Below are 12,331 nucleotides of genomic sequence, written 5' to 3' on the forward strand. Positions count from 1 at the left end.
TTAGCCGTGTTCAATGAAGCCGATGCCCCGCAGCCGCCGAAGGTGCTGAGTACACCTTTGGAGATCGCAGCCAACCTGCGACAGCTGCAGGAAAGCCATGATCCCCTGATCATCACCTTCCATGATCGCAACCAGCGGTTCCAGAGCTACGTGGTGAATGTTGACCGCGACAGCAATACCCTGGCACTGGACGAAATGATCCCCCGCGACGGCGAAAAATTCATCGAGAACGGCGAACCGTTCCGCGTCGAAGGCTTCCATGATGGCGTGCGCATCGCCTGGGAATGCACTGCCCAGCTGACCATCAGCGAAGTCGACGGCCACCGCTGCTACCGCGGCGCGATGCCGGAAGAAATGACCTACCACCAGCGCCGCAACGCCTTTCGCGCTGCGTTGAAGCTGTCGCAGCTGGTCGATGTCATCCTCGACGGCACCCACCTCAAAGGCAACGGTGCCCTGCGCGGCAAGCTGCTGGACATCTCTGCCACCGGCTGCAAGCTGCGCTTCGAAGGCAACGTCGAGGACCGCCTGCAACTGGGCCAGGTGTACGAGCGCTTCAAGGCCGGCAACCCGCTGGGCCTGATCGACACCATGGTCGAGCTGCGCCACCTGCACTTCGAGGAGCGTATCAACACCACCTTCGCCGGCGTGCGCTTCCATAACCTCAACGGCCAGGCGCAACGCAAGATCGAAAGCTTCGTCTACCAGTTGCAGCGTGAAGCGCGACGGTTCGATAAAGACGACTATTGAGGTCATCGCCTGATGCGCCAACGCCACCCAAACGGGTGGCGTTTTTGTTGGCGCCCATTACCCGACCTTGCATGCGGGCAACCGGGTTTGCTGACCAGCAAGGTTTCCCGCTTACCGCTGTTTTGGCGGCTGCTTAATGTGGTTTTGTACCGCCCGGCTGGGCGGGTCAGAGGAGCAGACAGCGCATGATTCGTTCCACATTTACCGCAGAATTGCATAGCCAGTTTGGCCGGATCGGGGTGGTTGATACACCTTATTGGGCCTATCCGCCTTTTGCTGCAAACCAGGACGGCTGGTTGTGTACCGACGACGAACGAGGTGATTCAGTCAGTTTCAAACCGCTCACATTCAAATTCACCTTCATCGAAGAAACGGCGAACCGCCTCATTTATCGAATCAACAGCACCGCAGACGCCAAGTTCAATAACGCAAGGCTTGAGCAAAACAGCAACGGCTGGCTGGGTATGTACGGGTACGGGCTGACATATGAGCTCACCAGCGGACTCAATCCTTCGGCGCTGCTGAACAAGGCCCCCTCCTTCCAGGATCAATGGAAGATTGAATTACTCGACAAATGGGACGGCAACCTGACGGGCGCCGAAGACGTCGAGTTTTACTTACGTGACAAAGACGGTCATCGGGTCTCGCAGGTTATGTCGGTCTACAAAGACCGATTCGAGACACTCCGTCACTGGTTCTTGCACGCAGGCACCAAGGACGGAACGATACTGAAATTCCACCTGCACGCCATCAAGGTGTTGTGATCTGCGGTGAGTCACCGCGACGCCCAGCGACGGATACGGCTCACTCGGCCTTCAACGCTGGGCGGCCTGACCTCACACAGACTTGTCGACTTCAGGTTGCGCCTTGGCTTCGCGCTCTACCGAGCCTTGGTCCGCTTCCGTATCCTCCGCCGCCACCGGCGCCTGCATCACATCCTGCACCGTCTGCTCATCGACCCGTGGGTCGAGCGCTGCCGACAACGGCGAACCGGCCGCCGGCATTGCCACGTGGCCCAGCGGCGCGTCCTGCACCTGGTGCAGCCCGGTGACCGCTTTCGGCCGAATGCGCCACACCAGCACCAGCGCGAAGAACGTGAAGAACGCATACAGCATCTGCGCCCCCAGCACTTTCATCAATACGCCCGCCGCCAGAGGGCCGATACAAGCGCCCACACCATAAGTGACCAGCAGCATGGCGGTCAGCGAGACCCGCCGCTCGCTTTCCACGTGGTCATTGGAGAACGCAACTGCCAAGGGGTACAGGCAGAACTGCAATAATGAAATGACAAAGCCGATACCGAACAGCAACTCCAGCGGCACGCTGGGCAAGAGGGCCAGCGGCGCAGAGGCCACTGCCAGGCCCACGGCAGCACTGCGGATCAGTAACGCGCGGTCGTAGCGGTCGGACAGCCAGCCCAACGGCCACTGCACCAGCAGCCCGGCAAAGATGCAGCTACCCATGAACAGACCAATCTGCTCGGTGGACAGCCCCTGATTGGAAGCGTACAGCGGCGCCAGGCCGTAGAACGAACCGACGATCAGGCCCGAACCGAGCACCGTGCTCAACGACTGCGGCACCCGCTTGATGAAGAACTTCGGCTCCATCGGGGCCGGGCGCAAAGGCGCCGGGTGAATGCGCCGGGTCATCGCCACCGGCACCAGGCACAGGGCGAAGCACATGGCGACCAGCATCAGCAGTTCAGGGCCGAGCTCGGGGTGCACCACCAGAATCAGCTGGCCGAGCACCAGCCCCAGGTAGGAGGCGATCATGTAGCCACTGAATACCGCACCGCGGTGCTTGGCATCGGCCTGTTCGTTGAGCCAGCTTTCGATGACCATGTACTGGCACATCATCCCCAGGCCGACCACCATCCGCAGCCCGACCCAGGCCGGCAACCAATTGGTCATGCCATGGCCGAGCACCGCCGCGCAAACGATACCGGCGCAGGTGGCATACGCGCGAATGTGCCCTACCCGGCCGATCAGCCGGTGGCCGACCTTGCCGCCCACGGCCAAGCCAAAGTAGTTGGCCGCCATCAACGCACCGACCCACAAGCTGTCGACATGGTCGGCCGCCAGGCGCAGTGCCAGGTAGGTACTGAGCAGGCCTGAGCCGATAAGCATCATCAAGGCAGCGAAATACAGCGACTGAAACGGCTTCCAGATGTTTCGCATACGTCCCGTCGGGCTCCCTGGTCAGGTGGCGTTGGCCTGGCAAGCATAAAAGCAATTGTGTTGCAGCGCAGTCCCTTGCCTGCGAAATAGCGTGCAGGGGACGCGTCCAGTAGCGGTTGTGTCGCGATCAGGCCTGTGCTGCCAGCACCCGACGCTCCCACGGCGTGATCTCGTCGAAGAAGTCGGTCAGCTCCAGCGTCTTGCTGGCAACGTAGCCTTCGATGAACTCGTTGCCGAACAGTTCCCGCGCCAGCGCGCTGCGCTTGAGGCGCTGCAGTGCTGCGTGCAGGGTGCACGGCAGGCTCAGGTGCTCTGGCACCTCGAACTCACCCTGGATGGCCGGCGCCGGCTGCAAGCGTTGCTCGATGCCGTGCAACCCGGCAGCCAGGCTTGCGGCAATCGCCAGGTACGGATTGGCATCGGCGCCGGGCAAGCGGTTTTCCACGCGCCGGGCCACGGGGGCGCTGGCCGGTATGCGCAAGCCCGCCGCGCGGTTATCCTCGGACCAGCAGGCGTTGTTGGGCGAGGCGTACGGGTGGCACAGGCGCTGGTAGGAATTGACATTGGGCGCAAACAACGCGGTGAAGTCCGCCATGCACGCCTGCAGGCCACCGATGAAGTGCAGGAAGGTGGCGGTCGGCTGTCCCTGCTCATCGCTGAACACGTTACGCCCGCTGCCGATCTCCACCAGGCTCTGATGAATGTGCATGGAACTGCCGGGGGTCTTGGCCAGGGGCTTGGCCATGCACACCACGGTCAGCCCATGCTTGAGCGCTACTTCCTTGAGCAGGTGCTTGAACAGGAAGGTCTGGTCGGCCAGCAGCAGCGGGTCGCCGTGCAACAGGTTGATCTCGAACTGGCTGATGCCCATCTCGTGCATGAAGGTGTCACGTGGCAGGCCGAGCGCTGCCATGCACTGGTAGACCTCGTTGAAGAACGGCCGCAAGCCATTGTTGGAGCTGACACTGAACGCCGAATGGCCAAGCTCCCGGCGGCCATCCTTGCCCAGGGGCGGCAGAAAGGGCTGCACGGGGTCGGTGTTGGGTGCAAAGACAAAGAATTCGAGTTCGGTGGCCACCACCGGGGCCAGGCCCAAAGCTGCGTAGCGGGCGATCACCGCCTTGAGCTGGCCGCGGGTGGACAACGCCGACGACCTGCCATCCAGTTCGTTGGCGTCGCAGATGGCCAGGGCGCGGCCATCCTCGCTCCAGGGCAGGCGGTGGATTTGCGTGGGCTCGGCCACCAGCGCCAGGTCGCCGTCATCACTGCCGTAGAACCTTGCCGGCGGGTAGCCGCCCATGATGCATTGCAACAGCACGCCACGGGCCATCTGCAGGCGCCGGCCTTCGAGGAAGCCCTCGGCAGTCATCACTTTGCCGCGCGGCACACCGTTGAGGTCGGGGGTGACGCATTCGATTTCATCGATGCCGTGAAGGTGTTCGGCAAGGGTGTTCTGGCCTGCGGTGGTCATGACGCTTGTCCTTGTTGTTATTGGCTGACAACAACATAGGCTGGGGGTGTTTAAAATATCAAGCACCTACTGGGTTGCCAGTGCTGGCAACCCTTTACTCGCGCAGGGTCATGCCATTGGCCGGCAACGGCAAGGCGGTCTTGTAGCGCACCTGCTTCAAGGCAAAACTCGAGCGAATGTTCGCCACTCCCGGCAACCGCGTCAGGTAATCGAGAAACCGCTCCAGCGCCTGAATGCTCGGCAACAGCACCCGCAGCAGGTAGTCCGGGTCGCCGGTCATCAGGTAGCACTCCATCACCTCGGGGCGCTCGGCGATCTCCTCCTCGAACCGGTGCAGCGACTGCTCCACCTGTTTTTCCAGGCTCACATGGATGAACACATTCACATCCAGCCCCAGCGCCTCCGGTGACAACAAGGTCACCTGCTGGCGGATCACCCCTAGTTCCTCCATGGCCTTGACCCGGTTGAAACAGGGGGTGGGCGACAGGTTAACCGAGCGCGCCAGCTCTGCATTGGTGATGCGGGCGTTTTCCTGAAGGCTGTTGAGAATGCCGATATCGGTACGATCGAGTTTGCGCATGAGACAAATTCACCGGTTTTTTGTGTTTATGCGGAATGTTTATCTGCGCCCGTCGGCAAAGGCAACCAACTTGAGAGAAATATTCTTCTGCCGTGCCACTAAGATGTAGGGGACGCTGACTTGCCAGTCACGAGCCGGTACTCAGCGGCGGCCGCTTCAGAGCTCACAAAAACAACATTCGAGCGAGCGTAAAAAGCATGAACGAGTACGCCCCCCTGCGTTTGCATGTGCCCGAGCCAACCGGCCGGCCAGGCTGCCAGACCGATTTTTCCTACCTGCGTCTGAACGATGCAGGTATTGCCCGTAAACCTTCGATCGACGTCGACGCTGCCGACACCGCCGAGCTGTCCAACAGCTTGATCAGGGTGCTGGACGAGCATGGCGACGCACTTGGCCCGTGGGCCGAGGACATCGACCCAATGGTCCTGCGTCAAGGCATGCGCGCCATGCTCAAGACGCGTATCTTCGACAGCCGCATGGTGGTTGCCCAGCGCCAGAAAAAGATGTCCTTCTACATGCAGAGCCTGGGCGAGGAAGCCATCGGCAGCGCCCAGGCCCTGGCGCTGAACCGCACCGACATGTGCTTCCCCACCTACCGCCAGCAAAGCATTCTCATGGCCCGCGACGTGTCGCTGGTGGAGATGATCTGCCAGTTGCTGTCCAACGAGCGTGACCCGCTCAAGGGCCGCCAACTGCCGATCATGTATTCGGTGCGCGAGGCAGGTTTCTTCACCATCAGCGGCAACCTGGCGACCCAGTTCGTGCAGGCGGTCGGCTGGGCCATGGCCTCGGCGATCAAGGGCGATACCAAGATCGCCTCGGCCTGGATCGGCGACGGCGCCACTGCCGAGTCGGACTTCCACACCGCCCTGACCTTCGCCCATGTGTACCGCGCGCCGGTGATCCTCAACGTGGTCAACAACCAGTGGGCGATCTCCACCTTCCAGGCGATTGCTGGCGGTGAATCGACCACCTTCGCCGGCCGTGGCGTAGGTTGCGGCATCGCCTCGCTGCGCGTCGACGGCAACGACTTCGTCGCTGTCTACGCCGCCTCGCGCTGGGCTGCCGAACGCGCCCGCCGTGGTCTGGGACCTTGCCTGATCGAGTGGGTCACCTACCGTGCCGGCCCGCACTCGACCTCCGACGACCCATCCAAGTACCGCCCCGCCGATGACTGGAGCCACTTCCCGCTGGGCGACCCGATCGCCCGCCTGAAGCAGCACCTGATCAAGATCGGCCACTGGTCCGAGGAAGAACACCAGGCCGTCACCGCCGAGTTCGAAGCTGCGGTCATCGCGGCGCAGAAGGAAGCCGAACAGTACGGCACCCTGGCCAACGGCCACATCCCGAGCGCAGCCTCGATGTTCGAGGACGTGTACAAGGAAATGCCCGAACACCTGCGCCGTCAACGCCAGGAACTGGGGGTTTGAGATGAACGACCATAACAACAGCATCAACCCGGAAACCGCCATGGCCACCACTACCATGACCATGATCCAGGCCCTGCGCTCGGCCATGGATATCATGCTTGAGCGTGACGACAATGTCGTGGTCTACGGCCAGGACGTCGGTTACTTCGGCGGCGTGTTCCGCTGCACCGAAGGCCTGCAGAACAAATACGGCAAGTCGCGCGTGTTCGACGCGCCGATCTCCGAAAGCGGTATCGTCGGTACCGCCGTGGGCATGGGTGCCTACGGCCTGCGCCCGGTGGTGGAAATCCAGTTTGCCGACTACTTCTACCCTGCGTCCGACCAGATCGTCTCGGAAATGGCCCGCCTGCGGTATCGCTCGGCCGGCGAGTTCATCTCGCCGCTGACCCTGCGCATGCCGTGCGGGGGTGGTATCTACGGCGGCCAGACCCACAGCCAGAGCCCGGAGGCGATGTTCACCCAGGTGTGCGGACTGCGCACGGTCATGCCGTCCAACCCCTATGACGCCAAGGGCCTGCTGATCGCCTCGATCGAATGCGACGACCCGGTCATCTTCCTCGAGCCCAAGCGCCTCTACAACGGCCCGTTCGACGGCCACCACGACCGCCCTGTGACGCCGTGGGCGAAGCACCCGCACAGCGCCGTGCCGGATGGCTATTACACCGTGCCACTGGACAAGGCGGCGATCACCCGCCCGGGCAATGATGTCACCGTGCTGACCTACGGCACCACGGTCTACGTGGCCCAGGTGGCCGCCGAGGAGACCGGCGTCGACGCCGAAGTCATCGACCTGCGCAGCCTGTGGCCGCTGGACCTGGAAACCATCGTCGCGTCGGTGAAGAAGACCGGCCGCTGCGTGGTGGTGCATGAGGCCACCCGTACCTGTGGTTTCGGTGCCGAGCTGGTGTCGCTGGTTCAGGAACACTGCTTCCATCACCTCGAAGCGCCGATCGAGCGCGTCACCGGCTGGGACACCCCCTACCCCCACGCACAGGAATGGGCTTACTTCCCAGGGCCTTCGCGGGTAGGTGCGGCATTGAAACGGGTCATGGAGGTCTGAATGGGCACGCACGTCATCAAGATGCCGGACATTGGCGAAGGCATCGCACAGGTCGAGTTGGTCGAGTGGTTCGTCAAGGTCGGCGATGTGATCGCCGAGGACCAGGTAGTGGCCGATGTCATGACCGACAAGGCGACCGTGGAAATCCCTTCGCCGGTCAGCGGCAAGGTGCTGGCCTTGGGTGGCCAGCCGGGTGAAGTGATGGCGGTCGGCAGCGAGCTGATCCGCATCGAAGTAGAGGGCAGCGGCAACCATGTCGACGCGCCGCAGGGCAAGCCGGCCGACACCAAGCCGGCCGAGGCAGTTGTCGCGCCAGTCGCGAGCACGCCGCAGCCGCGTGCCGCAGTGCCAGCGCCCGCCTGCCAGGGCGCAGCCCCCCACACCGCCGCGCCCATCGTGCCGCGCCAGGCCGGCGACAAGCCACTGGCCTCCCCAGCCGTGCGCAAACGTGCGCTGGATTCCGGTATCGAACTGCGCTACGTACACGGCAGCGGCCCGGCCGGGCGCATCCTGCACGAAGACCTCGACGGTTTCATGAGCAAACCGCAGACCGCAGCCGGGCAAGCACCGAGCGGCTACGCCAAGCGTACCGACAGCGAGCAGGTGCAAGTCATCGGCCTGCGCCGCAAGATCGCCCAGCGCATGCAGGACGCCAAGCGCCGGGTCGCGCACTTCAGCTATGTCGAGGAAATCGACGTCACCGCCCTGGAAGCCCTGCGCCAGCAGCTCAACCAGAAGCACGGCGACAGCCGTGGCAAGTTGACCTTGCTGCCGTTCCTGGTCCGCGCCCTGGTCGTGGCCCTGCGCGACTTCCCGCAGATCAACGCCACCTATGACGACGAAGCACAGATCATCACCCGCCATGGCGCGGTGCATGTGGGCATCGCCACCCAGGGTGACAACGGCCTGATGGTGCCGGTGCTGCGCCATGCCGAAGCCGGCAACTTGTGGGGCAATGCCAGCGAAATCTCGCGCCTGGCCACTGCTGCGCGCAGCAACAAAGCCAGCCGCGAAGAACTGTCCGGCTCGACCATCACCCTGACCAGCCTCGGTGCGTTGGGCGGCATCGTCAGCACGCCGGTGGTCAACACCCCGGAAGTGGCGATCGTCGGCGTCAACCGCATGGTCGAGCGGCCGATGGTGATCGACGGCCAGATCGTCGTGCGCAAGATGATGAACCTGTCCAGCTCGTTCGACCACCGGGTGGTCGATGGCATGGATGCCGCGCTGTTCATCCAGGCCGTGCGTGGCCTGCTTGAACAACCCGCCTGCCTGTTCGTGGAGTGAGCATGCAACAGACTATCGAAACCACCCTGCTGATCATCGGCGGCGGCCCTGGCGGCTATGTGGCCGCCATCCGCGCCGGGCAACTGGGTATCCCCACCGTGCTGGTCGAAGGCCAGGCGCTGGGCGGCACTTGCCTGAACGTCGGCTGCATTCCGTCCAAGGCATTGATCCATGTCGCCGAGCAGTTTCACCAGACCTCGCGGTACACCGCGCCGTCGGCACTGGGCATCAGTGTCAGCGCGCCGCGCCTGGACATCACCCAGAGCGTGGCCTGGAAAGACGGTATCGTCGACCGCCTGACCAGTGGGGTTGCGGCCTTGCTGAAAAAGCACGGGGTCAAGGTGATCCACGGCTGGGCGAAGATCCTCGACGGCAAGCATGTCGACGTCGATGGCCAGCGCATCCAGTGCGAGCACCTGCTGCTGGCCACAGGCTCCAACAGCGTCGAACTGCCGATGCTGCCGCTGGGCGGGCCGATCATTTCCTCGACCGAGGCACTGGCACCGGCGGCCTTGCCGCAGCACCTGGTGGTGGTAGGCGGTGGCTATATCGGCCTGGAGCTGGGTATCGCCTACCGCAAGCTGGGCGCACAGGTGAGCGTGGTGGAAGCACGCGAGCGCATCCTGCCAACCTACGACAGCGAACTGACCAGCCCGGTGGCCGAGGCGCTGAAGAAGTTGGGCATCGCCGTGCATCTGGGCCATAGCGTCGAAGGTTACGACAATGGTTGCCTGCTGGCCCGCGACGGCCAGGGCGAGCAACTGCGCCTGGAAGCCGACCGGGTACTGGTGGCCGTGGGCCGCCGCCCCCGCACCCAGGGTTTCAACCTTGAATCCCTGGCGCTGAAGATGAACGGCGCCGCCATCGCCATTGACGAGCGCTGCCAGACCAGCATGCACAATGTCTGGGCCATCGGCGACGTGGCCGGTGAACCGATGCTCGCGCACCGGGCCATGGCCCAGGGCGAGATGGTCGCCGAGATCATCGCCGGCAAGACGCGGCGCTTCGAACCCAGCGCAATCGCTGCGGTGTGCTTTACCGACCCGGAGATCGTGGTGGTCGGCAAGACGCCTGAGCAGGCCAGCCAGCAGGGCCTTGACTGCATCGTCGCGCAGTTCCCGTTCGCCGCCAACGGCCGGGCCATGAGCCTTGAGTCCAAAGCCGGCTTCGTGCGCGTGGTAGCGCGCCGCGACAATCACCTGATCCTGGGTTGGCAGGCGGTGGGCGTGGCCGTTTCGGAATTGTCCACGGCCTTTGCCCAGTCACTGGAAATGGGCGCATGCCTGGAAGATATCGCGGGCACCATCCACGCCCACCCGACGTTGGGTGAAGCGGTGCAGGAAGCGGCATTGCGTGCGCTGGGCCACGCCCTGCATATCTGACGCTGAAAGGGCTCAGGCCGATTGAGTCCCTGGGGGGGCGGGTAAAACCGCTCCCCCTCAGGCACCCGCTAAATCAGCAAGATCCGTGTTGTTCTGCAAGCGCAGTCAGGTCATCCGCTATTGCGTTCTTGCCCGCCCCCTTGGCCCGGTATAGGGCCTTGTCGGCACGGGCCAGCAGGTCATCCGGCGCATCACCTTCCTGCCACTGCACCACCCCATAGCTCATGGTCAGGCGACACTCGCCGACCGGCTCCACCTTCTCCATCACCTGGCGCAACCTTGCAGCCACTTCAAGCGCCTCGTCCAGCAGCGTCTGCGGCAGCACAATGACGAACTCATCGCCGCCCCAACGCGCCAGCAGGTCATATTCGCGCAGGCAGGTACGCAGGTTGTCGACCACCTGGACCAGCGCCGCATCGCCACGGGCATGGCCATAGCGGTCATTGATCGGTTTGAAGTCATCCACGTCCATGGCAATCAGCGACAACGGCTGGCGGAAGCGTTGGCTCCGCTCGCATTCCTGCTGCAGCACCTTGTCCAGCCGATAGCGATTGGCGATCCGGGTCAACGCATCGCGCTCGGCTAATTCGCGGTTTTCATCCAGCTGGCGCTGCAACTGCTGGTTGACCCAGGACAACTCAAGGGTGCGTTCGGCCACCAGGCTTTCCAGCGACAGGTTCTGTTGCTCAAGCTGCGCTACCCGCCGCTTGCCGGCATCGATGTTGCGGTGGGCGCCAAGCATGCGCGCCACCGAGCCGTCGCTGTTGCGGGCGATGATGTAGCCGCTGTCTTCGACCCACAGATAACTGCCATCCTGGCAACGACATCGGTACTCGATCAGGTAGCGCTCGTTGCGTTGGGTGATGTAGGCCTCGAAGTGCGCTATTACCCGCGGATAGTCCTCCGGGTGGATCACGCTTTCCCAGGTCAGCACCGAGTTGGCCATGGAATGGCTGGCGTAGCCGAGCATGGCGTACCAACCCGGGTTGCGATAGACGTAGCCGGTGTTGGCATTCCAGTCCCAGATGCCGTCGCTGATCAATTCGAACAAGGTATGCAGCTGCTGCTCACTGAAGCCGGCGGGTGCCGGCCTGGTGTTGTGACTCATGGACGCTCTCCCTGATGTCCAGCAACTGCGCCCCGGTCAAGGAGCTGCCGACAGTTTTGATAGGTGCCGCAGGCGGCAAGGCAAAGCCGCTGACGGGCAAGCATATGCCCGCCAGGGTGCAACCGGAATAGGACCAAGGGGCTATTTCTCGATGGGCCTCGCGGCGGCGGCTGGTTTGGCTGGCATTGCGTTTCGTATAAGATATCCACAAAGCCTGATTGCTGGAAAATCCCGTGCCGCTGCCGTCGTTCAAAGCTACCAACCTGGGTGCCACACCTTCGATGTCCGAAATCATCGCCAAGCACCTGCGCGAGGCGATCATCTCGGGGCAGCTCGCCGAAGGCGAACCGGTGCGCCAGGACGAGGTGGCGCAGGCCTTCAATGTCAGCAAGATTCCGGTGCGCGAGGCGTTGAAACGCCTTGAAGCGGAAGGCCTGGTGGACTTTCATCGCAACCGTGGCGCCCTGGTTACGCGCATCTCCGAGCCCGAGCTGGCGCAGATGTTCGAGGTCAGGGTGCTGCTGGAGGTGAAGGCGATTCGCCTGGCGATCCCCAACATGACCGAAGCGCACTTTGCCCGTGCCGAAGCCATCTGCGCGGAGTTCATCGGCGAGGACGATATCGGCCGCTGGGCCGACCTCAACTGGGCGCTGCATGCGTGTTTGTACGAGCCCGCAAAACGCCCCTACCTGATCGGCCTGATTCGCTCCATCCATGACAAAGTCGAACGCTATCTGCGCATGCAGATGAGCTTGTCGGCCGGCAAGGACCGCGCGGATCACGAGCATCGCGACATTGTCGCCGCCTGCCGCGCACGGGACGTGGAGCTGGCTGCCCGGCTGATCGAGACGCACATCAATGGGGTGTGCCAAAGCCTTTACGATCATCTGCCCCATAACTGAGCAGCCCTGCCTTGATTTTTAGGGTGGCGTATAGCGAGCGCCGCCCGCGCGCGACCGCCTGTCCTTGGCTTCGTTTTTGCTTATCTAGATATCGTATACGAAATACAATATAAGGAATGTGCGGCACACAACGATGCCGAACTGCCTACTCCTTCTTCCAATAATACGTATCGGAGTGCAAAAC

General features: G+C 63.0%; 11 protein-coding genes. 7 read left to right on the forward strand and 4 right to left on the reverse strand.

What is annotated here, in order from left to right:
• Nucleotides 1-6 precede the first annotated feature (6 nt).
• Both LOY26_RS19350 and LOY26_RS19355 read left to right on the forward strand, forming a co-directional pair.
• Complete coding sequence (locus LOY26_RS19350; protein WP_186656238.1) at nt 7-750, forward strand: flagellar brake protein; 744 nt, start codon at nt 7-9, stop codon at nt 748-750.
• 185 nt (nt 751-935) lie between these two features.
• The gene (locus tag LOY26_RS19355) at nt 936-1,514 is read left to right on the forward strand and encodes a hypothetical protein (protein ID WP_258714004.1); all 579 of its coding nucleotides are present in this window, start codon (nt 936-938) and stop codon (nt 1,512-1,514) included.
• 72 nt (nt 1,515-1,586) lie between these two features.
• Here the strand turns inward: LOY26_RS19355 and LOY26_RS19360 are convergent, their stop codons facing one another.
• From LOY26_RS19360 to bkdR, 3 genes are all read right to left on the reverse strand, one after another.
• Entirely contained in the window at nt 1,587-2,927 is a 1,341-nt protein-coding gene (locus LOY26_RS19360; RefSeq protein ID WP_033699534.1) for an MFS transporter, read from the reverse strand.
• Nucleotides 2,928-3,054: 127 nt separating this feature from the next.
• Nucleotides 3,055-4,296 (reverse strand): glutamine synthetase family protein, encoded by a 1,242-nt coding sequence (locus tag LOY26_RS19365; protein WP_077068544.1) that lies wholly within the window; start codon nt 4,294-4,296, stop codon nt 3,055-3,057.
• Between the two features lie 196 nt (nt 4,297-4,492).
• Nucleotides 4,493-4,978 (reverse strand): Bkd operon transcriptional regulator BkdR, encoded by a 486-nt coding sequence (bkdR, locus tag LOY26_RS19370; protein ID WP_027593063.1) that lies wholly within the window; start codon nt 4,976-4,978, stop codon nt 4,493-4,495.
• A 197-nt stretch (nt 4,979-5,175) separates the two neighbouring features.
• Here bkdR and LOY26_RS19375 point away from each other — a divergent pair, with 197 nt between their 5' ends.
• From LOY26_RS19375 to lpdA, 4 genes are read left to right on the forward strand one after another with little or no spacing between them, the layout of a single operon-like run.
• A complete protein-coding gene (locus tag LOY26_RS19375) occupies nt 5,176-6,408 on the forward strand; it encodes a 3-methyl-2-oxobutanoate dehydrogenase (2-methylpropanoyl-transferring) subunit alpha (protein WP_047583445.1) in 1,233 nt (410 codons plus the stop codon).
• Between the two features lies 1 nt (nt 6,409).
• Nucleotides 6,410-7,468 (forward strand): alpha-ketoacid dehydrogenase subunit beta, encoded by a 1,059-nt coding sequence (locus LOY26_RS19380; protein ID WP_033699538.1) that lies wholly within the window; start codon nt 6,410-6,412, stop codon nt 7,466-7,468.
• A complete protein-coding gene (locus LOY26_RS19385; RefSeq protein WP_258714005.1) occupies nt 7,469-8,755 on the forward strand; it encodes a dihydrolipoamide acetyltransferase family protein in 1,287 nt (428 codons plus the stop codon).
• A gap of 2 nt (nt 8,756-8,757) precedes the next feature.
• A complete protein-coding gene (gene lpdA / locus LOY26_RS19390; protein ID WP_258714006.1) occupies nt 8,758-10,137 on the forward strand; it encodes a dihydrolipoyl dehydrogenase in 1,380 nt (459 codons plus the stop codon).
• A gap of 73 nt (nt 10,138-10,210) precedes the next feature.
• Here lpdA and LOY26_RS19395 read toward each other — a convergent pair whose 3' ends face one another.
• Complete coding sequence (locus LOY26_RS19395; RefSeq protein WP_258714007.1) at nt 10,211-11,245, reverse strand: sensor domain-containing diguanylate cyclase; 1,035 nt, start codon at nt 11,243-11,245, stop codon at nt 10,211-10,213.
• A 281-nt stretch (nt 11,246-11,526) separates the two neighbouring features.
• Between LOY26_RS19395 and LOY26_RS19400 the strand changes: the two genes are divergently transcribed.
• On the forward strand, nt 11,527-12,147 hold the full coding sequence (locus LOY26_RS19400) for a GntR family transcriptional regulator (RefSeq protein ID WP_152604616.1): 621 nt from the start codon (nt 11,527-11,529) through the stop codon (nt 12,145-12,147).
• Nucleotides 12,148-12,331: the final 184 nt, after the last annotated feature.

The sequence above is a fragment of the Pseudomonas sp. B21-047 genome, from assembly GCF_024748775.1.
GTDB lineage: Bacteria > Pseudomonadota > Gammaproteobacteria > Pseudomonadales > Pseudomonadaceae > Aquipseudomonas > Aquipseudomonas capeferrum.